The following is a 22,406-nucleotide window of genomic DNA, read 5'->3' as shown; positions in this document are numbered from 1 at the left end:
GCGGTCTCTACCAGTCGAGCCGGCCCTCGACGAAAGCCCTGGCGGCTTCGGTCTCGGGTCTCGAGAAGAATGACGCGGCCTCGCGCCGTTCGACGACCCGGCCGCGATGCAGAAAGATGATCTCGTCGGCCAGCCGGCGAGCCTGGACCAGATCATGCGTGGTCATCACGATCTTGGTTCCGGCGGCATGGATCGCGCCGATGATCTCCTCCACCATCTTGACGGCGGCGGGGTCGAGATTAGCGGTCGGTTCGTCCAGAAACAGAATCTCGGGCTCGATCGCCCAGGCGCGGGCCAGGGCCAGCCGCTGCTGCTCGCCGCCTGAAAGGGCGCGCGCGGGCATGCGCGCGAGAGCCGCCAGCCCGGTGCGGGCCAGCATCTCCCGCGCCCGGTCGCGACGCGCGTCGCGGTCCAGGCCGCGCAGCTTCAGCGCATATTCGACATTGGCGATGGCGGAGCGGCGCAACATCACCGGGCGTTGAAATACCATCGCCTGGCGATGCAGCAGACTGCGGCCGCCGCCATTGGCGCCTTCGCCCTTCCAGTGCACGCGGCCTCGCGAGGGTCGGATCAGGCCATGGCAGAGGCGCAGAAAGAGGCTCTTGCCCGATCCGTTGGGTCCGAGCAGGAGGCTGCGCGGTCCGCGCGTGATGTCGAGTGTCACGGGTTCGATCAGCGTGCGGCCGCTCGCTTCGAAGGCAACCGCCTCGAGCCGAAGCGGGAGGATCGTGCCGGCGCTCATGACGTGCGCTCCCGCGCGGTCTCGCGCAACAGAAATGCCGCGGCATTCACGCCGAGCGAGAGCAGCATCAGCACGATGCCGAGAGCGAGGGCCAACGGCAGATTGCCCTTGCTGGTTTCGAGCGCGATGGTCGTCGTCATGACGCGGGTCACATGATCGATATTGCCGCCCACGATCATGACGGCGCCGACCTCGGCGCTGGCACGCCCGAAGCCGGCCAGAATGGCGGTGATCAGGCTGAAGCGGCCGTCCCAGAGCAGCGTCGGGAGGGCATGCGCGGGCGTCGTGCCGAGCGAACGCAATTGTTCGGAATACTCCGCCCAGAGATCCTCGACGGTCTGGCGCGCCAGCGCGGCAACGATCGGCGTTACCAGGACGAACTGGGCAACCACCATCGCCGTCGGCGTGAAGAGCAGGCCGAGCACGCCCAGCGGGCCCGAACGCGACAACAGCAGATAGACGACAAGGCCGACCACGACCGGGGGCAAGCCCATGAGTGCATTGAGCAGTACGGTCGCCGCATGCCGGCCGGGAAACCGGAACAGCGCCAACGCTGCACCCAGCGGCAGGCCCACCAGCGTCGCCAGCACCACGGCACCCAGACTGACGGCAAGCGAACGGCCGACGATCTCGGCGAGAGCGGCATCGCCGTTCGCGATCAGATGGAAAGCAAGGCCGAGGGCCGCGCCTAGATCCTGCATGTAGGGGCCGGGCCCTGCGCGTGGTGATGTGGGGATAGCCGGCGATATGTATAATTCCCGGGAATCGGGGTGTCAAAGCGGGATGGTAGCCTGCGACCCGGCGCCGGCAGGGTGCGGCCGCCCGGCGGTTTCCAGCTCATGCCTTGTTCCGCTCGATGCCTCTCCCCATAGTGCGGTCCATGCAGGAATTTCGCGTTCGACCCGACCCCGACGATCCCCGGCTCACCCGCCGGGTCACCGGCCTCGACCAGGATGGCCGGGCGGTCGAAACCAGCGTCGTCGTGGAACGGCCGCTCACGCTGTTCCTGAACGGACAGGAGATCGTGACCATGATGACGGTCGGCGATTTTCCGAACTATCTGGCGGTGGGCTATCTCCTCAATCAGAACATGCTGCAGCCGGACGACCGCGTCACGGCGATCGACTATGACGAGGAGCTGGAAACCGTCGTGGTGCGGACCGAGCGCAAGACCGACTACGAGACGAAGCTCAGGAAGAAGACACTGACCTCGGGCTGCGCGCAGGGAACCGTGTTCGGCGATCTGATGGAGAAGTTCGAGGAGATTCGCCTCGATCCGGCGGCCCTGATCCGCACGTCGTGGCTCTATGCGCTCAGCAGGAAGATCAATACCGCGCCCAGTCTCTATCTCGCCGCCGGCGCCATCCATGGCTGCGTGCTGTGCGAGGAGGACCGGCCGCTGATCTATATGGAGGATGTCGGCCGCCACAATGCGATCGACAAGATCGCCGGCTACATGCATCTCGAAGGCATCCCGCCCCAGGGCAAGATCTTCTACACGACCGGCCGGCTCACCAGCGAGATGGTGATCAAGACCGTGCAGATGGGCATCCCCATCCTGGTGTCGCGATCTGGCTTCACCGCCTGGGGCGTCGAGCTCGCGCGCAAGGCGGATCTCACCCTGATTGGGCGGGCCAAGGGCCGCCGCTTCCTGGCGCTCGCCGGCGAGCACCGCATCCGGTTCGACGCGCCGGCCGCCGAAGGTGACGGCGAGGAGCCCCGCCATCAACGCAAATCGAGCCTCTCCGACGATGGCCCGGCGTGAGCGAGGACGCCCGGTGTTCCATGCCTGACACACCGCCCGTCATCGGCCTGCTGCTGGCGGGCGGGCTCTCGCGCCGCATGGGCGGGGGCGACAAGACCTTGCGCCTTCTCGCAGGTCGCCCCGTCCTTGCCCATGTGATCGAGCGCATGCAGCCGCAGGTTCGTCGGCTCTGCCTGAACGCCAATGGGGATCCGGTGCGCTTCGCGGATTACGGCCTTCCCGTGGTGCCTGACAGCATCGAGGGCTTCGTGGGACCTCTCGCGGGCGTGCTCGCCGGCTTGGACTGGGCCTCCGTCAACGCGCCGGATTGCCCCTGGGTGATCACGGCTCCCACCGATTCGCCCTTCCTGCCGCGCGATCTCGTCCCGCGCCTGCTGGGGCCCTGTCTCGCGGGCGAGGCGGACATGACCTGTGCCGCCAGCGGCGGCCAGGCGCATCCCGTCGTCGGGCTCTGGCCGGTCGCGGCCCGCGCGGCGCTGCGCCTCGCCCTGGCGGAGGAAGGAATTCGCAAGGTCGATCTCTGGACCGCGCGTTACCGGCTTGCGCAGGTCGAATTTTCATCGGAGCCTGTCGATCCCTTTTTCAACGCCAACCGGCCGGAGGACCTGGTCGAAGCCGAGCGGCTGGCGTCACGGGCGCCCTGAAGACTCCTTTCCTCCACCGCAAGAACGACCCATGTCTCACTCCGCGAAGCGGCTCTCACTCGACTTGCGACCGATCCTCGGGATTTTGGTGCTGTTGTCTCTCATGACGGCCGCGCCCGTCGCCGAAGCCGCGGCGCCGACGGCCGAACAGAAGGACGCGATCTGCGGGTCGCGGGCCAGCTGCAAGATCACCCAGGCGGTCGATGCCGGAAAAGACGACCAGGGCAAGGCCCTGACGGTGGTAGAGCTGCATCTGGCGCTCGCCGACAAGCCGGCCGAGGCGCCGGAAGAAGGCTGCAATTCGGATCCCGATTCCGAGAGCAAGGATGGCGGCGTCGAGTACTGGCTTCTGCGCGCCAGCGACGCTCCCCGGCAGCTCATGTCGCTCTGCAATGACGGCTATGGGGCGGCCGGTGTCGGCGAGGACGACGTCACGATCAAGCCCAACCGCCTGATCCATGGCCAGAGCGGCGGCTCGGCCTGGCGCTGGGATTCGGTCGTGACCTACAGCCTCTCGCCTTTTCGTGAATTGCGTGAGCGCAGCTGCTCCTTCAACACGGTGATGCCCAACTCGGGCACGGTGCTCGATCTCGATATGCGGGCCCTGCAGGCACGATCCCTGGCCTGGCAGGGTGCCGCCGAAGCCGCCTCGGACGACGACGGAGAGATGGGCTGCCCAGACTGGCCGGACTCGCTCGATCGCAAATTCGTGGCCCAGCCGACCGCGGACAGCGTCGCCGCCTATGTGATCCCCGCGCCCCTGGGCAGTGCCGCCGATCCCATCGCACCGGGGACCGTTCTCGGGAATTGCTCGCTCGAGCTGTCGACCGACGGCAGAAACGGGTTCCTCGTCTTCGGCAAGCCCGCCGGCAGCGACACGAGCGCCGACATCCGCGTCATGGCCCAGGGCTACAACGAGTTGCTGCTCCAGCTCTACGATCCGACCGCGGCCAAGGAGATCGAGGCCGCCAAGGGAAAGTCCTGGGTCCAGGCGCCGCATTTCGAAATCTGGACAGCCGTCGAATCGCAGAGCGCCGACGAAACGGCGAGCGTGGATTACGACCAGCTCGGCGTCGGCCTCGACGGCAAGCTTTATCCGGGTGCCGGTAAACCCGCCAGCCTGCCGGCCGTGGAACGCTGGTCGGGCACGGACGAGCAGGGCCGGGCGGTGCAGGTCGTCCGCCTTCATTGGGATGACCAATGGGCCTTCATGGCGGGGGTTGGCGTGGTCTATTCGCAGTCGCTCGAGGGCAAGCAGACGCGGCTGATCTCGACCGCCGCCATCGAGAAGAACCACCCTCTGTTCCTGCCGACGGTCTGGGCGCATCAACCCGAGGACAGCGGCGAGGGCGGTGCCCACTGCGCGGTCGAAGGCAAGATCCTGGCGGTTCAGCCCTAGGGAGCTGCCGTCAGGCGTGAGCGCTGCGCGCGATGCTTCGCAGCAGCTCGATGCTGCGGCGCGGACCCGGCACGACCGGCCAGTCCGCCAGCCAGGTCCGCAGCCGGTCCGCCGGCAGGGGACGGCTGATCAGATAGCCTTGCGCCGTGTCGCAGCCGAGATTGCCGATCGCGTCGAAATCCGACCTGGTCTCGACGCCCTCGGCGATGCAGTGGAGGCCGAGGCTCCGCGCCAGATCGACGACCGTGCTGATGATCTGGAGCGCGCTGTGCGATTGCTGGCAGTTCGTCACCAGCGCCCGGTCGATCTTGATCTGGGAGAAGGGCAGGTGGCGAAGCTGAGCCAGCGAGGAGTAGCCCGTTCCGAAATCGTCGATGGCCAGCTTGATGCCGCTGAGCCGCAGGCGCGAGAGGGCGGCGATGGCCTCCTGAGGCCGTTCGACCGCGGCCGACTCGGTGAGCTCCAGGGTAAGGCGGGAGGTGGCGATGTCGGCCGCCTCGCAGGCTGCCAGGATCGCGTCGGCAAGATCGGCATCCCAGAGATTGCGTGCCGACAAATTGATGGCGAGGTCGAGCTCGACCCCCTCCCGGGACCAGGCCCCGAGCTGCGCGATGGCGGTCATGGCGACCCATCGTGTCAGGGGCCCGACGGCGTTCGAAGCTTCCACGAAGGGAATGAAGGCATCGGGGCCGATCAGCCCCCGATGCGGATGGCGCCAGCGGATCAGGGATTCGACGCTGCTGATATGGCCGCTGCGGATGTTCGCCAGCGGCTGGTATTCGAGGAAGAACTCGCCCTGTTCCAGACCGCGCGTCACGGCGGCCTCCGTCAGCCAATGCCGGCTGTCGCGCAGGCTCGTCAGGGTCTGGACGATTTCGTTGCGATGCAGCGGCTTGAAGATCATGCCGCCCATCGTCAGGCCGCGGCCGGTCCCGAGATGCTGCAGAAGATGAAGCCTGCTCTGATCCGCGACCGGGCCCATCAACAGGGTCACCGCCGGGCTGCGCGATTCCCAGAGAGGCCGGAGCATGGCCATGCCGTCGTCGCCCGGGGTGCCGGCATCGAGCAGGACGAAAGCCGGATTCCAGAGCTGCAGATATTGCAGGAACTCGCCGAACGCGGTCGCATGCGCGGTCTCATAGCCCGAGTCCGCCGCCGCGCCGGCGAGCATGCCGCCGCTATTTCGGTCGGGGTCGAGAATCAAAAGCCGATTTGAAATCGAAGAACTCATGAATGGCCTTTAGACGGGAATGAACGGCAATAAGCGGCGTGACCTCACCTGAAGAAACTGGCCCAACCCGGCAAATGGCGTTGTGGCCAATCTGTGACCCGTTAACGACGGGTTCCGCCAATAACGGCGCCGCCTCAATGATTAACGCCGGCGCGCGGGGCGCCGCGCGGCAAACTGGCACGGGAACTGTGTGTTGATCGTGCAATAGCCGATCAGCCTTGAACGGCGGCCAGAGGATTGCCGTGGAACGCGTAGTTCCCGATATGGTCGAGCCTGCTGGTGAGGTCGACCCAGATCTCGCCGCCGATCTCGGTCCAGCGGCGGCAGAACAGATAGTCCTCGCTCAGATAGACCTTCGTCTCCCGATCGACCTCGCAGTCGAAGAACGCATAGAGATTCTCGCTGCTGGGCCGGCCGCCCTTGCTGACGAAGTGCGAATGCTCGTATTTGGTCTGGGGATAGGCGGCCTTCATCCGCTCGAACACGCCCCGCTTGATGAGCATGAAGCCGGAGCCGCCATAGTCCGTCTTGGCGAAGCCGTTGACAGATTGCAGCCGGATCGACGTCGCCAGGGGGTCTCGCGCCGACAGCACATACTGGAGCGAGGAGGCCTCGAGATTGGCGACGCCGCTCGACGCATTGGCGCGCACCCGCTCCCAGTCGATTCGCTTCAGTGGACAAACGCCGCAAACAACGTCCCGATCGAACTCCGCCATGCGCAGCACCTGCGCGACACTGAAGCCGGTGTCGGCATCGATGAAGAACAGATGGGTGAAGGCGGGATGGTCGAGGAAATTGGCGACGATGGTGTTGCGGCCGCGCGGGATCAGGCTTTCACCGGCCAGCGTCACCAGTTCCAACCCGATGCCGCGCCGGTCGCAGGTCTTTTGCAATTCCAGCAGGCATTGAAGATAGGCCGGCGTGAGGTTGCCGCCATAGCAGGGCGTGCCGACCAGGATGTTCGTGCGCGGTTCCATCCGTGAAGCTCCTGCCTTTGGCAGGGAGGGCCCTAGCTCTTCGGGCCGACCCGCTGCATCTGCGTTCTGAAATCGCCATGGAAGGTCAGGCTGCCGATATGATCGAGGCGGCCGGCCAGATCCACCCAGATCTCGCCGCCGAGCGCCCGCCAGCGCCGGCAGAAACCGAATTCCTCGCCGCGATAGAGGCCGGTTTCCGGGTCGACCTCGCTGCCGAACAGCGCAAAGGTCGATGCCGGCATGCCGGATACCCCGCGGGTTTCCGAGGGCGCCAGCAGGCAGCGGGTTTCAGGATAGGCAGCCCGCATCCGTTCCAGCAGTTCGCGCTTGATCAGCATGAAGCCGGCACCCGCCGTCTCGGCGCGCGCGAAACACTTGGCATCCTGGACGGGGGCCGAAGGAATGCCGGTCCTGTCCTGCGGCAGGCCGTAGTCGAGCGACGAAGCTTCCAGATCCTTGACACCGCGGGCGGCATTGACGCGCACGCGCTCCCAATCCAGCGACGTCGCCGGGCGCAGGCCGCAGACCAGGTCGCGATCGAGGTCGAGCATCCTCAAGACCTGCTCTGCGCGCCAGCCGGTATCGGCGTCGATGAAGAACAGATGGCTGACATCCGGCCGGTCCAGCAGGACGCCGACCAGCGCGTTGCGCCCGCGCGCCATCAGGGTCTCGCCCGGCAACAGCATCAGCTCCAGCAGCAGGCCCCGTTTGTCGAAGGCGCGCTGCGTCTCCAGGAGGGAATGCGCGAAATTGCTGGTGACGGTACTGCCAGGGCAGGGCGTGCCGATCAGCACCTTGATCGAGCCGGCGGCCATGACCTTCCCTCCCGCTGGAACGCGTACCGAGAACGGCACCTCGCCGGTCGGGGGCAACGCTATCCGGAGGGGCCGAGTCGGCGCCAGCGTGAGGCAGCGACCGTCCGGCCGCCAATGCTGCGGGGGTCGAGCGCGGCGCCGCGGCTACTCCGCCGCGACCGCGGCCAGCGGCGAGGCGTCGACCTTGGCGGCACAGAACTTGAATTCGGGAATCTTCCCGAACGGATCGAGCGCCGGGTTGGTCAGGATGTTGGCGGCGGCTTCCGCATAGCAGAACGGGATGAAGATCATGCCCGTCGGCACGTCGCGGTCTGAGCGCAGCTTGATGTCGATGGCCCCGCGGCGGGTGGCGACCCGGATCATCTGGCCGGGCCGGAAGCCCCTCGCCTCGATATCCATCGGCGACATCATGGCCGTCGCTTCGGGCTCGATCTCGTCGAGGGCCGAGGCCCGGCGCGTCATGGCGCCGGTATGCCAATGCTCGAGCACCCGGCCCGTCGACAGCACCATCGGGAACTGCGCATCCGGCAGCTCGGCCGGCGGCACGATCCGCGCGGGCACGACCTTGCCGCGACCGCTGGCGGTCGGGAATCCGGTCGCGAAGATGATCTCGTTGCCGGGCCGGTCGGGGCTGTCGGCGGGATAGGTCACCGAATCCTCGCGCGCGACGCGATCCCAGCTGATGTTCTTCAGCGACGGCATCACCTGCGCCATCTCGGTGAAGATCTCGCTCGGGTGGCTGTAGCTCCAGCCGCAGCCGAGACGGTTGGCGATCTCCTGGATGATCCACCAATCCTGGCGGGTGTTGCCGGGGAGCGGCAGGGCGGCGCGGCCCATCTGCACCTGGCGGTTGGTGTTGGTGAAGGTTCCGTCCTTCTCGGGGAAGGCCGAGGCAGGCAGCACCACGTCGGCATGGAACGCGGTCTCGGTCAGGAAGATGTCCTGCACCACGAGATGGTCCAGCATGGCCAGGGCCTGGCGCGCGTGATGCGCGTCCGGGTCCGACATGGCGGGATTCTCGCCCTCGATATACATGCCCCTGATCTGGCCGGCATGGATCGCATTGATGATCTCGACCACGGTCAGGCCGCGCTTGGGATCGAGCGGCTGGCCCCAGAACTCCTGGAACAAATCTTGGATCTTGGGGTTTTCGACGCTCTGATAGTCGGGATAGACCATCGGGATCAGGCCGGCGTCGGACGCGCCCTGCACGTTGTTCTGGCCGCGCAAGGGATGAAGGCCGGTGCCCGGGCGCCCGATCTGCCCGGTGATGAGCGCCAGCGTGATCAGGCAGCGGGCATTGTCGGTGCCGTGGATATGCTGCGAGATGCCCATGCCCCAGAAGATGATCGAGGCGCGCGACTTGGCGTAGAGTCGCGCCACCGTCTTGATCGTTTCGGCCTCGACGCCGCAGAGCGGCGCCATCTTTTCCGGCGGGAAATCGATGACATTGGCCTTGATCTTGTCGAAGCCCTCGACATAGCCCTCGATATATTGCTGGTCGTAGAGCTTCTCGGCGACGATGGTATGGATCATCGCGTTCAAGAGCGGCACGTCCTGCCCCGGCTTGAAGCGCAGATTGTGAGAGGCGTGCCGGCTCAGAGCCGAGCCGCGCGGATCGATCGTGATCAGCTTCACGCCGCGCTTGACCGCGTTCTTGATGAAGGTCGCGGCCACGGGGTGATTCACGGTCGGATTGGCCCCGATGACGATCACGACCTCGGCATCCTTGGCGGCCATGAAGGGCGCCGAGACCGCGCCCGAATTGAGGCACTCCATCAGCGCCGCCACCGACGAGGCGTGGCAGAGGCGGGTGCAGTGATCGACATTGTTCGAGCCGAAGCCGGTGCGCACCAGCTTCTGGAACAGATAGGCTTCCTCGTTCGAGCCCTTGGCCGAGCCGAAGCCGGCCAGCGCCAGCGATCCGTCGCGGTCGCGCACGGTCTTGAGGCCGGCGGCCGCCCGGTCCAGAGCTTCCTCCCAGGTCGCTTCGCGGAAATGGGTCCAGGGATTGCCGGGGTCGACATAACTATCCGCGTCCTTGGCCACGCCCTCCTTGCGGACCAGCGGCTGGGTCAAACGGTGCGGATGGCTGATATAGTCGAAGCCGAAGCGGCCCTTCACGCAGAGCCGCTCCTGATTGGCGGGGCCATTGCGGCCATCGACCCAGAGCAGCTTGTCGTCCTTGATATTGAAGGTCGTCTGGCAGCCGACGCCGCAATAGGGGCAGAGCGATTCGACTTTCCGGTCGGCATAGCCGGTGCGGACATTCCGCTCGTCGACCACGGTCGCCGGCATGAGCGCGCCGGTGGGGCAGGCCTGGACGCATTCGCCGCAGGCCACGCAGGTGCTCTCGCCCATGGGATCGTCGAAGTCGAACACGATCTTGGCCTCGTGCCCGCGATAGGCCATGCCGATCACGTCGTTGACCTGCACCTCGCGACAGGCGCGGACGCAGAGATTGCATTGGATGCAGGCGTCGAGATTGACCGCCATCGCCACATGGCTGCGGTCGGGTGCGTGACCCTGGCGCTTGGGAAAGCGGCTCACCTCGACATCCATGGCGTCGGCCCAGCGCCAGAACTCCGACTGGGGATCGTGCGCGATCTCCTTCGCCGGCTGGTCGGCGACCAGCATTTCGATCACCATCTTCCGCGCGGTCTTGGCGCGCTCATTGTCGGTGGTGACGACCATGCCGGCCGTCGGCTTGCGGATGCAGGAGGCGGCCAGCACGCGCTCGCCCTTGATCTCGACCATGCAGGCGCGGCAATTGCCGTCGGCGCGATAACCGGGCTTGGGCTGCCAGCAGAGATGCGGGATCTCGTTGCCCTGGCGGTTCGCGACCTGCCAGATGCTCTCGCCGGGCTCGGCCGTTACTTCCTGGCCATCGAGCGTGAAGGTGATGCGCTCGCTCATGCGAGATCCTCCGGGAAATGCTTCATCACGGTGCTGAGCGGATTGCAGGCCGCCTGGCCCAGCCCGCAGATGGAGGCGTCGTTCATCGCCTGAGCCAGCTCGGTCAGCAGATCCCCGTCCCAGCGGGGCTGGCTCATCAGCTTGACGGCTTTCTCGGTGCCGACCCGGCAGGGCGTGCATTGTCCGCAGGATTCGTCCTCGAAGAAGCGCATCAGGTTGAGGGCCGCGTCGCGCATGCTGTCCTTGTCGGACAACACGATGATCGCGGCCGAGCCGATGAAGGCGCCGTGCGGCTGCAGCGTGTCGAAGTCGAGCGGGATATTGTCCATCGAGGCCGGCAGGATGCCGCCGGAGGCGCCGCCGGGGAGATAGCCCTTGAAGCGGTGCCCGTCCTGCATGCCGCCGCAGAATTCGTCGATCAGCTCGCGCACGGTGATGCCGGCCGGGGCCAGCTTCATGCCGGGATGCTTGACGCGGCCGGAGACCGAGAAGGAACGAAGGCCCTTGCGGCCGTTGCGCCCATGGCTCGCAAACCATTCGGCGCCCTTCTCGACGATGTCGCGCACCCAGAACAGGGTCTCGACATTGTGGATGAGCGTCGGGCGGCCGAACAAACCGACCTGGGACGGGAAGGGCGGCTTGTGGCGCGGCAGGCCGCGCTTGCCCTCGATCGATTCCAGCATCGCCGATTCTTCGCCGCAGATATAGGCGCCAGCGCCGCGGCGCAGATCGATGCGGGTCCTCCTGGTGAGGCCGGCCTGCTCGAGCTTCGCGATCTCGACCCGCAGCAATGCCAGCACGCCCGGATATTCGTCACGGATATAGACATAGACCTCGGCCGCCTCGACCACCCAGGCCGCGACCAGCATCCCCTCGAGGAAGCGATGCGGATCGGTCTCGAGATAGATGCGGTCCTTGAAGGTGCCGGGCTCGCCCTCGTCGCCATTCACGGCCATGAGCCGCGGGCCGGGCTCTGCGCGCACGAACTTCCATTTGCGCCCCGACGGGAAGCCGGCGCCGCCCAGACCGCGCAGGCCCGAGTTCTCCATGACGGCGATCAGATCTTCGGGCTTGCGCTTGCCGTCGAGGCATTCGGTGAGCAACGCATAGCCGCCTTCTGCGCGATAGGCGTCGAAATCCTTATAGGCCGGCGCGTGGGCATGGGTATCGCCCGATTTGACGGCCGCGAGGATCGCTTCGGGTGTCGCGTGGCGGATGTGATTGTGACCGACCTCGGCGACGGGTGCCGTGGCGCAGTGGCCCATGCAGGGCGCCCGGACGACGCGGATCTTCTTCGGATCGGTCTGCTGCTTCAGGGCGGACAGGAGCTGCTGCGCACCCATCATCTCGCAGGTGAGGCTGTCGCAAACGCGGATGGTGAGGGCGGGAGGCGGCGCCTCGTCCTCCATCACCACGTCGAAATGGGCGTAGAAGGTCGCGACCTCGTAGACCTCGGTCAGGGCGAGGCGCATCTCATGGGCCAGCGCCGCCATGTGGCGCGCCGAGAGATGCCGGTAGCGGTCCTGGATCAGGTGCAGGTGCTCGATCAGCAGGTCGCGCTGGCGCGAACGGCTGCCCAGGAGCGCCTGGATCTCGGCCAGGGCCCGCGGGTCGATCTGGCGGCCTTTGGGGGTGTTCATGCCCTTGCGGCGGCCGGCGCCGGGATGCATTCGCGGCTGCTGCAGGGTCGGGGTTTCGCTCATGCCTGATTCACGCATTTCACAGCAGGGTTAATGTCTCGGTAAGGATTGCCGGCGCTATCTGTCGCGGCGAGCCTTTTCGTCGGTTTCGGACTCGAGCCCGGCCAGGGTGAGGGTGACGATATCCGAATTGATCAAGAGCTTGCCGGCATGTTCGAAGTTCACGGTGATCCGATGGCCGACGATCGACTGTATCTGGCCCATGCCCCAGTCCGGATGATCCGGATGGCGCACCCAGGCGCCGGGCACCAGATTGTCCACCATTATCATCGGTTGCCGCCTTTTCGACCAGGGCTTTAGGCCTCTGGATCGTATAAGGAATTCGAACGGCTGCCAAAACGCAAAGAACGACAGGTAAGGGCACGGAGACGACATGCTGGCACAACCAATCCAGAGCCAATCGCGAGCGAGCGACCCCATGACGACGGATCCCCACGCAGTGAACGAATTCACGGTCGCCGATTTTCTGGCCTCGCGCCTCTGCCATGACCTGGTTGGCCCGATCAGTGCCGTTGCCAACGGACTCGAGCTCCTGTCGGAAAGTCCGCAGATGGAGGAGGAGGCTGTCGGTCTCGCGCGCCGGTCGGCCGCGCGCGCGACGGCGCTGGTGCAGTTCTTCAGGCTCGCCTTCGGCAATGCCGGCAATCAGATCGTGCGTCCGCAGGAGGCGCAGGCTGCCGCCCTGGGCCTGTTCCAGGACGGCCGCGTGAAGCTCGACTGGTCGATGTCCCCGGAGACTCTGGCCCTGCCCGCGGGGGCCGGCAAATTGCTGCTCAACATGATCCTGATGGCGGCCGACGCGCTGCCGCGCGGCGGCCGGATTCTGGCGCTCACGACCGGCGAGGCGGGAGCGATCCGTTTCGTGGTCCGGGCGATGGGGACGGATGCGAAGCTCACCGACGACGAAGCGGCCGCGCTTGCGGCCCAGACGCCGCCCAACGATCTCACGCCGCGCACCGTGCAGGCCTATCTCGCCGGCCGGCTGGCCGCGCGCTTCGGCGCCCATCTGAAGCCGCAGGCCGTGGCACCGGGCGAGGTGCTGTTCGAAGTCAGGATTCCGTCGGCCTGAGAGCATCGGGTCCGGGGGAACCCGCGGCGGCCGAACCGAAAAGCTTGTGGATAATCGCGGGGGCCCCCGCAAACGAGGATCGCGAAAGCCGCGCCCGCACGGGCCGGCTTTCCTTGTTTTGTCCGCCGGTTGCGCCGGCCTTTCCCCGACAGGCCCGAACATTTCGCGAGTTCAAGCCTTTATGGGTTTTTAAGCAGTTTCTGAGAGCGTGACGGATGGCTGGCGGCGGGTCCTTTCGGTGGGAAAGGCTTCGGCCGCGCCAGACGCGACGACCCCGAATGTATCGGGGCCATCTGAAGGGCGCTTCCTCATGGACGACTTGCTGCGCGAATTCTTGACCGAGACCACCGAGAGCCTGGCCGTTCTCGACGTCGAGCTGGTCAAGCTCGAACAGAATCCGAACGATCCGGAGCTTCTCGGAAACATCTTCCGGCTCGTGCACACGATCAAAGGCACTTGCGGCTTCATCGGTCTGCCCCGCCTCGAGCGCGTCGCCCATGCGGGCGAGAACGTGCTCGGCAAGGTCCGCGACGGCGAGCTCGAGGTCACGCCCGAAGCGGTGTCGATCATCCTGGAATGTCTCGACCGCGTGCGCTCGCTGACCGCGACCCTCGAGGAAGCCGGTGCCGAGCCCGAGGGCGACGACAGCGATCTCATCCGGCGCCTCAATGCGCTCGCCGACGGCGCCTCCGCGCCCAAGCCCGTCGCGGCCCCGAAAGCCGAACCGAAGCCGGCGAAGGCCGAGGCGAAATCGGCGAAGAGCGGGTCGCTCTACGACCGCATCGGCGGCATGTCGGTGATCGATTCGGTCGTCGAGGTCTTCGTCGGCCGCGCGTCCGCCGACGATCGCCTCAAGACCTTCTTCGAAGGCGTCAATCTCGACGTCCTGCAGGGCAACCTGCGCGAGTTCTTCTCGAACAAGGCCGGCGGCCCCGACAGCTACAAGGGTCCCGCCCTGCCGGAAGCCAAGCAGCATCTCAATGCGCGCGGCCTGACCGACAGCCTCTGCGATGCGGCCTTCGGTCATATCGAGGCCTCGCTGACGACGCTCGAGGTCGCGGCCGCGACCCGCGCCGAGATCCTGACCCTGGTCGCCGGCCTGCGCGCCGAGGTGCTGGAGGCACCGGCCGCCGAAGCGCCGGCAAAGCCGGCGCCGGCACCCAAGGCGACGGCCAGGCCGGCCGCCAAGGCCGAGGGCGAGAGCGAGGAGAACAAGAAGGAATCCGCCGTCGCGCAGCAGTCGATCCGCGTCAATGTCGATCTGCTCGAGAACCTGATGACCATGGTCAGCGAGCTGGTGCTGACCCGCAACCAGGTGTTGCAGATCCTGCGCACGCAGAAGGACAGCCCGTTCGCCGCGCCGCTGCAGCGCCTCAATCACGTCACCTCCGAGCTTCAGGAAGGCGTGATGAAGACCCGCATGCAGCCGATCGGCAACGCCTGGTCGAAGCTGCCGCGCCTGGTCCGCGACCTCTCGCTGGAATGCGGCAAGAAGATCGATCTGGTGATGCTGGGCGCCGAGACGGAGCTCGATCGCCAGGTGCTCGAGATGATCAAGGATCCGCTGACGCACATGGTGCGCAATTCGGCGGACCATGGCCTCGAGACCCCGGAGGAGCGTCGCCGCGCCGGCAAGAACGATACCGGCAAGATCACCCTGAACGCCTATCACGAGGGCGGCCATATCATCATCGAGATTGCCGATGACGGTAAGGGCCTCTCGACCGACAAGATCAAGGCGAAGGCCCTGCAGAACGGGCTTGCCTCCGAGGCCGAGCTGGCCGAGATGAGCCTGCAGCAGGTCCAGCAGTTCATCTTCAAGGCCGGCTTCTCCACCGCCGCCAAGGTGACCAGCGTCTCCGGTCGCGGCGTCGGGATGGACGTGGTCCGCACCAATATCGAGAAGATCGGCGGCACCATCGAGATGCGCTCGACGGAAGGCTCCGGCACCACTTTCGTCATCAAGATCCCGCTGACGCTCGCGATCGTCTCCGCGCTCATCGTCGAGTGCGCCGGCGAGCGCTTCGCGATCCCGCAGATCAGCGTGGTCGAGCTGGTCCGCGCCGCCGCCAACTCCGACACTACCGTCGAGCAGATCAAGGACACGCCGGTCCTGCGTCTGCGCAACCGCCTCCTGCCGCTGGTCTCGCTGCGCAAGCTGCTCAAGCTCGACAGCAACGACGAGCAGGCGAACCAGACCGGCCAGGGCAGTTTCATCGTCGTGGCCCAGGTTGGCACCTACTCCTTTGGCATCATGGTCGACCGCGTGTTCGACACCGAGGAAATCGTGGTGAAGCCGGTGGCGCCGATCCTGCGCGACATCTCGATGTTCTCCGGCAACACCATCCTCGGCGACGGCAGCGTGATCATGATCCTGGATCCGAACGGCATCGCGTCGGCGTCGGGCCAGATCAACGCGACCCATGGCGATCAGGCCGAGCAGGCCCAGGTCCGCGACGGCCACAGCGGCGAGAAGGTGCCGTTGATCCTGTTCCGCGCCGGAACCGCGGCGCCCAAGGCCGTTCCGCTGGCGCTGGTGGCCCGTCTCGAGGAGATCGACCGCAAGACGATCGAGCGTTCGAACGACCGCCATATGGTCCAGTATCGCGGCCAGCTCATGCCGCTGGTGGCGATGCAGGAGGGCATGGAGATGCCGGCCGACGGCCGCCAGCCGGTGCTGGTGTTCTCGGACCGCCAGCGTTCGATGGGCCTCCTGGTGGACGAGATCGTCGATATCGTCGAGGACCGGCTCGAGGTCGAGCTGTCGTCGGCGAACCCCGGCCGTCTCGGCAGCGCCATCGTGGCCGGCAAGGCAACCGACATCATCGATACCGGCTACTACCTGAACCAGGCCTTCGCCGATTGGTTCGGCGACAAGAACGCCGTGTTCGGCGAGGAGACCAGCCGTCGCCTGCTGCTGGTGGACGACAGTCCGTTCTTCCGCAACCTGATCGCGCCGCTGCTGTCCTCGGCCGGCTACGATGTGATGACGGCGTCGAGCGCCGACCAGGCCCTGAAGCTCTGCGATCAGGGCGAGCAGTACGATGTCATCATCAGCGACATCGAGATGCCCGGCATGAGCGGCTTCGAGTTCGCCGAGGCCCTGAAGAAGAACGAGCGCTGGCGCGATACGCCGCTGGTCGCCCTTTCCTCCCATTCGTCGCCCAAGGACATCGCCCGCGGCCGCAAGGTCGGCTTTGACGACTATGTCGCCAAGTTCGATCGCGATGCGCTGCTGCAGACCCTGTCCGAGGCCTTCTCCGAGCTCAAAGGTGCCGCATGAACGCCGCCACTCCCACAGCCTCCAAAAGCGTCGGCAAGAGCACCGGCGAGGGGCAGCACGACTTCGTCTCCTTCACCGTCGCCGGCCAGCTGTTCGGCATCCCGGTCCTGAAGGTCCAGGACGTGCTGGGCCCGCAGCGCATCACCCGCATTCCGCTGGCGCCGAAGGAAGTGGCCGGGTCGCTCAATCTGCGCGGCCGCATCGTGACGGCGATCGATCTGCGCCTGCGCCTCGGCCTCGATCGTCGCGAGAAGGGCCAGAACTCGATGAGCATCGTCGTCGAGCAGAACGGCGAGCTCTACAGCCTGATCGTCGATTCGGTCGGCGAGGTGCTGAGCCTCGAGGGCGCCGCCTATGAACGCAACCCGCCGACGCTCGACCCGCGCTGGCGCGACTTTTCGGATGGTATCTATCGCCTCAACGGCTCGCTGCTGGTGGTCCTCGATGTCTCCCAGCTGTTGCAGTTTGCCAAGGCGGAAGCGGCCTGAGGAAGTGACGGGGGATCGGGGCCTCGCGGGCCCCGATCGGATAACGGGAGAAGAACATGAAGCGCTGTCTCGTCGTGGATGACTCGAAGGTCGTCCGAATGGTCGCGCGAAAGATCCTCGAGAGCCTGAATTTTCAGATCGAGGAGGCCGAGAACGGCCAGGCCGCGATGGACATCTGCAAGCGCGCCATGCCCGACGCGATCCTGCTCGACTGGAACATGCCGGTCATGAACGGCATGGATTTCCTGAAGGGCCTGCGCCGCATGGACGGTTCCAAGCAGCCGGTCGTGGTGTTCTGCACCACCGAGAACGACCTGAAGCACATCCAGGAGGCGATCACGGCCGGCGCCGACGAATACATCATGAAGCCCTTCGACAGCGAGATCATCGAGTCGAAGTTCAATCAAGTCGGCCTGCTCTAGAACCCGATCATCATCACCTCAATGACACTGATTTCCCCCATCGCCCCGCCGGCCGAATCCCGCACCCAACCCGTGCGGGTCATGGTCGTGGACGACTCGGCCGTGATCCGCGGTTTGATTTCGAAGGCGCTCGAGGCCGACGCCGGCATCAAGGTCGTCCATTCGGCCAGCAACGGCCAGATGGCGGTCGACATCGTCGGCCGCTCGAACGTCGAGGTCGTCGTCCTTGATATCGAGATGCCGGTCATGGACGGCATCACCGCCCTGCCGAAGCTCCTGGCCGCCAGGCCGGGCCTCCAGGTGGTGATGGCCTCGACCCTGACCCGGCGCAACGCCGATATCAGCCTCCAGGCGCTGGCGGCCGGAGCCGCCGACTACGTGGCCAAGCCCAGCTCGTCGGAGCTGGTGACGGCCGAGAGCTTCAAGCGCGAGCTGACCTCGAAGGTCAAGGAACTGGGCCAGGTCTACCGGCGCAAGCATCCGGAGAGCGCCAATGCGGCGCCGACGCCGGCCCGCCGGACCGCGCCGGCCGCGCCCGCGGGCCCGCCGGTACCCCTCAAGCTGCGCCCCGAGGCGACCCTCCAGCCGGAGATCCTGGCCATCGGCAGCTCGACCGGCGGCCCCCAGGCGCTCTTCAAGGTACTGGGCGGGCTGGGTGGCAAGTCCGACCTGCCGATCCTGGTCACCCAGCATATGCCGGCGACCTTCACGGCGATCCTGGCCGAGCATATCGCCCAGGCCAGCAAGATTCCGACGGCCGAAGCCCGCGACGGCGAGCCGGTCATGCGGGGCCGCATCTATGTGGCGCCCGGCGACATCCATATGACGGTGGCGATCGAGGACGGGAAGAAGATCATCCGTCTGGTGAAGACCGCGCCCGAGAATTTCTGCCGACCGGCCGTGGATCCCATGCTGCGCAGCGTCGCCGCCGCTTATGGCGCGCGCTGTATGGTGCTGATCCTGACCGGCATGGGTTCCGATGGCCAGAAGGGCGCCTCCACGGTGGTTGCCGCGGGGGGCTCGGTCGTGGCTCAGGATGAGGCTACCAGTGTGGTCTGGGGCATGCCCGGCGCGGTGGCGAAGACGGGGCTTTGCAGCGCGGTGCTGCCTTTGCCCGAGATCGCTCCCTATCTGCGCCGGCTCGCAATGAGGTCAGCAGCATGAACCGCGACGATTTCGATATGATCTGCCGGCTGCTGCGCCAACGCTCGGGCTTGGTGCTCTCGCCGGACAAGGCTTATCTGATGGAGAGCCGCCTCCTGCCGGTGGCGCGCAAGTGGAAGCTCGCCGGGTTCGAGGACCTGGTGAAGTCGCTCCGCAGCAAGCCGGACGAGGCCCTGATCCGCGACGTGGTCGAAGCCATGACCACGAACGAGTCCTTCTTCTTCCGCGACATCAAGCCGTTCGACCAGTTCAAGGAGCTGGTCCTGCCGGCGATGCTCAAGAACCGCACCGGCCAGCGCCGCCTGCGGATCTGGAGCGCCGCCTGTTCCTCCGGCCAGGAGCCCTATTCGCTCGCCATGATCCTCTCGGAAATGGCGGCGCAGCTCGCGGGCTGGACCATCGAGATCGTCGCCACCGACCTCTCCTCCGAAATTCTGGCGCGCGCCAAGGAAGGCGTCTATTCGCAGTTCGAGGTGCAGCGCGGCCTGCCGGTGACTCTGCTGGTGAAGTATTTCGCCCAGTCCGGCGATCGCTGGCAGATCAGCCCGAAGATCCGCTCGATGGTCGATTATCGCGAGTTCAACCTCCTGACCGACCCCACGGTGCTCGGTCGCTTCGATGTGGTCTACTGCCGCAACGTGCTGATCTATTTCGACCAGGACACGAAGGCCAAGGTGCTCGACCGCATCGCCAACCTGATGCCCGAGGACGGCTTCCTCTTCCTCGGCGGCGCCGAGACGGTGCTGGGCCTGACCGAGCGCTTCAAGCTCATCAACGGCCAGCGCGGCGTCTATGGGGTGGTGCCGAAGAGCGAACAGGCACGCATCGCCGCGGCGGGATGAACGCCGGCGGCGACGTGATCGCGACGAAATGGAAACGGCGCCCCGAAAGGGCGCCGTTCTGCTTTTAGGAGGGGGAAGCTGGCACCGACTTTCTTCACCAGGCCGGTGCGCATAAACAAAAACGGCGCCCGCGAGGGCGCCGTTTTGCACTTGGCGACAGAAGCGGCTGGTCAGGCGCTGGCAGCAGCCGGGCGCCGGGCCAGGGTCTCGTTGGCGGGTTCCACCGGATCGCGCAGCACATAGCCGCGGCCCCAGACGGTTTCGATGTAGTTGTCGCCGCCGGTCGCGGCCGAGAGCTTCTTGCGCAGCTTGCAGACGAACACGTCGATGATCTTCAGCTCCGGCTCGTCCATGCCGCCATAGAGATGATTCAGGAACATCTCCTTGGTGAGCGTCGTGCCCTTGCGCAGGCTCAACAGCTCGAGGATGCCATATTCCTTGCCGGTGAGATGCAGCGGCTGGGCCTCGACCTCGACGGTACGCGTGTCGAGATTGACCTTGAGCTTGCCGGTGAGGATCACGGAGTCGCTATGGCCGCGCGAGCGACGGACGATCGCCTGGATTCTTGCGATCAGTTCACGTTTGTCGAAGGGCTTGGTGAGATAGTCGTCGGCGCCGAAGCCGAGACCTTTGATCTTGTTGTCGAGCTCGCCGAGGCCCGAAAGAATCAGGATCGGCGTGTTGACGCGCGCCGCGCGGAGCCGGCGCAGAACCTCGTAGCCCTCGATGTCGGGCAGCATGAGATCCAGAAGGATAATGTCGTAGTCATAAAGCTTACCGATCTCGAGGCCGTCTTCGCCCATGTCGGTTGCATCTACGACGAAGCCTTCGGACTTCAGCATGAGCTGAATCGATTGGGCCACTGTGGTGTCGTCTTCAATCAGGAGTACGCGCATTGGTAGCCTCTGTCGCCGTTGAGACCAGGTTAACCTATTAACCAATGTGGCGCGAGTTTATTAACAATTCCTAAAGGCGGAGCGCCCGGCTGTGATTTTCTGAAAATGATCACCCGGCCCGATTCATGGAAGCTTAGGAATGACCGGGCATAATCCGACTAACCATCGGATATAACGAATGAATTCTCAAACTGCCACGGCCGGGACCGGCACCGCCGACCTGAGCTACCTCCTTGAAGAAATTGCACGTTTGCCCTCCGCCCGGCTCTATGGGCGGGTGGCATCCCTGCTGGGCATGCTGGTCGAGGTGGGGGGGATCGCCCGCCATCTCTCGGTCGGCGCGCGCTGCGACCTGCTGGGCCAGGCCGGCCGGCGGGTGCCCTGCGAGGTTGTGGGTTTCCGTAATGATCGGGCCCTGGCGATGGCCTTCGGCGGCCTGGAGGGCATCGGGCTGGGCTGCAAGGTGGAGCTCGCCGACAGCGAGCCTGCCATCCGCCCGGCCCCCAGCTGGCTCGGCCGCGTCGTCAATGCCTTCGGCGAGCCGATCGACGGCAAGGGGCCGCTCATGCCGGGCGCCCGCGGCTATCCGCTGCGCGCCTCGCCGCCGCCGGCCCATGCCCGCAAGCGGGTGGCCGGCAAGGTCGACCTGGGCGTCAAGGCGATCAACACCTTCCTGACCTGCTGCCGCGGCCAGCGCATGGGCATCTTCGCGGGCTCCGGGGTCGGCAAATCTGTCCTTCTCTCCATGATGGCGCGCTACACCACGGCCGACGTTAACGTGATCGGCCTGATCGGCGAGCGCGGCCGCGAGGTGCAGGAATTCCTTGAGGACGACCTGGGCCCCGAGGGTCTGGCTCGCTCGCTGGTTGTAGTGGCGACCTCGGACGAGCCGCCCCTGATGCGGCGCCAGGCGGCCCATCTGACCCTGTCGATGGCCGAGTTCTTCCGCGACCAGGGCCATGACGTGCTCTGCCTGATGGACAGCGTCACGCGCTTCGCCATGGCCATGCGCGAGATCGGCCTCAGCGCCGGCGAGCCGCCGGCCTCCAAGGGCTATACCCCGTCGGTCTTCGCCGAGCTGCCGCGCCTCCTCGAGCGCGCGGGGCCCGGCACCGGGACCGGTAGCATCACCGGCCTCTTCACCGTGCTGGTGGAGGGCGACGATCACAACGAGCCGATCGCCGACGCGGTGCGCGGCATCCTCGACGGCCATATCGTGCTCGACCGCAACATCGCCGCGCGCGGACGCTATCCGGCGGTCGATATCCTGCGAAGCCTGTCGCGCACCATGCCCGGCTGCAACAATGACGAAGAGAACGCGGTCGTCAGCAAGGCGCGCCGGCTGATGGCGACCTATGAGAACATGGCCGAGCTGATCCGGCTCGGCGCCTATCGCGCCGGGAGCGATCCCGAGGTCGACGAGGCGATCCGCTATCACGAGCAGCTCGAGAGCTTCCTCAAGCAGGGCAAGACCGAGAAGGCGAGCCTCGCCGGCTGCTACCGCGCGCTGGAGGAGATCCTGGCCGCCAAGGCAGCGGCCCCGGCCGCCGCTGCGCCCGCACCGGCACCCGCGGCAAAGCCCGCGGTTAAATCCGCCACCAAACCCGCCGCCGGCGCGAGGGCCGCATGAGCGCGGTCGATCAACTGGTCCGGCTCCATCGCTGGCGCCTCGAGGAAGAGCGCCGGAAGATGGGCGAGCTGCAGCGCCTGGCCGAGCGGCTGAACGACCAGATCAGGACGCTCGACGAGTCCGTCGAGCGCGAGGCGGCCGCCACCAAGGAACACAAGACGCTGGAGCTGTCACGCGCCTTCGCCGCCTTCGCCGATCTCGCCCGGATGCGGCGCGAGAAGCTGGTGCGTTCGCAGGCCGACGTCACCTTCCGGATCGAACAGGCGCGCGAGGCCGTGCTCGAGGTCTATCGCGAGCTCGAGAAATACGAACAGGCATTGAAGAGTCGCGAAGAGCGCAAGCAGGCCGAGATCAAGCGGCGCGAGCGCATACGCGAAGATGAAATCGGCATGGAGCTTCATCGCCGCCGGCGATAGGGACGAG

General features: G+C 66.2%; 20 protein-coding genes. 11 read left to right on the top strand and 9 right to left on the bottom strand.

The window, feature by feature from the left end; all coding sequences use genetic code 11:
• Positions 1-7: 7 nt before the first annotated feature.
• Positions 8-742, bottom strand: a complete 735-nt coding sequence (locus FRZ44_RS18030) for an ATP-binding cassette domain-containing protein (protein ID WP_151178490.1) — start codon at positions 740-742, stop codon at positions 8-10.
• Complete coding sequence (locus FRZ44_RS18025; RefSeq protein ID WP_151178489.1) at positions 739-1,443, bottom strand: ABC transporter permease; 705 nt, start codon at positions 1,441-1,443, stop codon at positions 739-741. The genes FRZ44_RS18030 and FRZ44_RS18025 overlap by 4 nt, the downstream gene beginning before the upstream one ends.
• A gap of 179 nt (positions 1,444-1,622) precedes the next feature.
• On the opposite strand from FRZ44_RS18025, the gene fdhD reads away from it, so the two are divergent.
• Genes fdhD through FRZ44_RS18010 form a run of 3 tightly spaced genes read left to right on the top strand, consistent with a single transcriptional unit; the run spans position 1,623 to position 4,550 of the window.
• Positions 1,623-2,507 carry a formate dehydrogenase accessory sulfurtransferase FdhD gene (gene fdhD / locus FRZ44_RS18020; protein WP_151178488.1) on the top strand — a complete coding sequence of 295 codons (885 nt, stop codon included), beginning with the start codon at positions 1,623-1,625 and terminating at the stop codon, positions 2,505-2,507.
• 20 nt (positions 2,508-2,527) lie between these two features.
• Entirely contained in the window at positions 2,528-3,151 is a 624-nt protein-coding gene (mobA, locus tag FRZ44_RS18015; protein ID WP_151178487.1) for a molybdenum cofactor guanylyltransferase MobA, read from the top strand.
• A 31-nt stretch (positions 3,152-3,182) separates the two neighbouring features.
• Positions 3,183-4,550 (top strand): hypothetical protein, encoded by a 1,368-nt coding sequence (locus tag FRZ44_RS18010; protein ID WP_151178486.1) that lies wholly within the window; start codon positions 3,183-3,185, stop codon positions 4,548-4,550.
• A gap of 10 nt (positions 4,551-4,560) precedes the next feature.
• Here the strand turns inward: FRZ44_RS18010 and FRZ44_RS18005 are convergent, their stop codons facing one another.
• From FRZ44_RS18005 to FRZ44_RS17980, 6 genes are all read right to left on the bottom strand, one after another.
• Positions 4,561-5,721, bottom strand: coding sequence for an EAL domain-containing response regulator (locus FRZ44_RS18005; protein WP_191908165.1), 1,161 nt, complete (start codon positions 5,719-5,721; stop codon positions 4,561-4,563).
• A gap of 272 nt (positions 5,722-5,993) precedes the next feature.
• On the bottom strand, positions 5,994-6,758 hold the full coding sequence (locus FRZ44_RS18000) for a hypothetical protein (protein ID WP_151178484.1): 765 nt from the start codon (positions 6,756-6,758) through the stop codon (positions 5,994-5,996).
• 32 nt (positions 6,759-6,790) lie between these two features.
• Entirely contained in the window at positions 6,791-7,573 is a 783-nt protein-coding gene (locus FRZ44_RS17995; protein WP_151178483.1) for a hypothetical protein, read from the bottom strand.
• 144 nt (positions 7,574-7,717) lie between these two features.
• Positions 7,718-10,489 carry a formate dehydrogenase subunit alpha gene (fdhF, locus tag FRZ44_RS17990; protein ID WP_151178482.1) on the bottom strand — a complete coding sequence of 924 codons (2,772 nt, stop codon included), beginning with the start codon at positions 10,487-10,489 and terminating at the stop codon, positions 7,718-7,720.
• Complete coding sequence (locus FRZ44_RS17985) at positions 10,486-12,192, bottom strand: NAD(P)H-dependent oxidoreductase subunit E (RefSeq protein WP_151178481.1); 1,707 nt, start codon at positions 12,190-12,192, stop codon at positions 10,486-10,488. Before FRZ44_RS17985 ends, fdhF begins: the two co-directional genes overlap by 4 nt.
• A gap of 54 nt (positions 12,193-12,246) precedes the next feature.
• A complete protein-coding gene (locus FRZ44_RS17980; protein ID WP_151180353.1) occupies positions 12,247-12,453 on the bottom strand; it encodes a DUF3553 domain-containing protein in 207 nt (68 codons plus the stop codon).
• 154 nt (positions 12,454-12,607) lie between these two features.
• On the opposite strand from FRZ44_RS17980, the gene FRZ44_RS17975 reads away from it, so the two are divergent.
• From FRZ44_RS17975 to FRZ44_RS17950, 6 genes are all read left to right on the top strand, one after another.
• Positions 12,608-13,258, top strand: coding sequence for a histidine phosphotransferase family protein (locus FRZ44_RS17975; RefSeq protein WP_191908164.1), 651 nt, complete (start codon positions 12,608-12,610; stop codon positions 13,256-13,258).
• A gap of 310 nt (positions 13,259-13,568) precedes the next feature.
• Complete coding sequence (locus FRZ44_RS17970) at positions 13,569-16,541, top strand: hybrid sensor histidine kinase/response regulator (RefSeq protein ID WP_151178479.1); 2,973 nt, start codon at positions 13,569-13,571, stop codon at positions 16,539-16,541.
• Positions 16,538-17,029: a chemotaxis protein CheW gene (locus tag FRZ44_RS17965; protein WP_151178478.1), complete on the top strand. Its 492-nt coding sequence runs from the start codon at positions 16,538-16,540 to the stop codon at positions 17,027-17,029. The genes FRZ44_RS17970 and FRZ44_RS17965 overlap by 4 nt, the downstream gene beginning before the upstream one ends.
• Positions 17,030-17,085: 56 nt before the next feature.
• Positions 17,086-17,451 (top strand): response regulator, encoded by a 366-nt coding sequence (locus FRZ44_RS17960; protein WP_151118950.1) that lies wholly within the window; start codon positions 17,086-17,088, stop codon positions 17,449-17,451.
• A gap of 21 nt (positions 17,452-17,472) precedes the next feature.
• Positions 17,473-18,615, top strand: coding sequence for a protein-glutamate methylesterase/protein-glutamine glutaminase (locus FRZ44_RS17955; protein WP_151178477.1), 1,143 nt, complete (start codon positions 17,473-17,475; stop codon positions 18,613-18,615).
• The gene (locus FRZ44_RS17950) at positions 18,612-19,457 is read left to right on the top strand and encodes a CheR family methyltransferase (RefSeq protein WP_151178476.1); all 846 of its coding nucleotides are present in this window, start codon (positions 18,612-18,614) and stop codon (positions 19,455-19,457) included. The genes FRZ44_RS17955 and FRZ44_RS17950 overlap by 4 nt, the downstream gene beginning before the upstream one ends.
• A 170-nt stretch (positions 19,458-19,627) precedes the next feature.
• Here the strand turns inward: FRZ44_RS17950 and ctrA are convergent, their stop codons facing one another.
• On the bottom strand, positions 19,628-20,353 hold the full coding sequence (gene ctrA / locus FRZ44_RS17945; protein ID WP_151178475.1) for a response regulator transcription factor CtrA: 726 nt from the start codon (positions 20,351-20,353) through the stop codon (positions 19,628-19,630).
• Positions 20,354-20,531: 178 nt separating this feature from the next.
• On the opposite strand from ctrA, the gene fliI reads away from it, so the two are divergent.
• Positions 20,532-21,983 (top strand): flagellar protein export ATPase FliI, encoded by a 1,452-nt coding sequence (gene fliI, locus FRZ44_RS17940; protein ID WP_151178474.1) that lies wholly within the window; start codon positions 20,532-20,534, stop codon positions 21,981-21,983.
• Positions 21,980-22,399 carry a hypothetical protein gene (locus FRZ44_RS17935; protein WP_151178473.1) on the top strand — a complete coding sequence of 140 codons (420 nt, stop codon included), beginning with the start codon at positions 21,980-21,982 and terminating at the stop codon, positions 22,397-22,399. Before fliI ends, FRZ44_RS17935 begins: the two co-directional genes overlap by 4 nt.
• The last annotated feature ends 7 nt before the right edge of the window (positions 22,400-22,406 follow it).

It is taken from the genome of Hypericibacter terrae (genome assembly GCF_008728855.1).
GTDB lineage: Bacteria > Pseudomonadota > Alphaproteobacteria > Dongiales > Dongiaceae > Hypericibacter > Hypericibacter terrae.
Note: the sequence above shows the minus strand (reverse complement) of the source record. Positions and strands in the feature narration are given on the sequence as shown.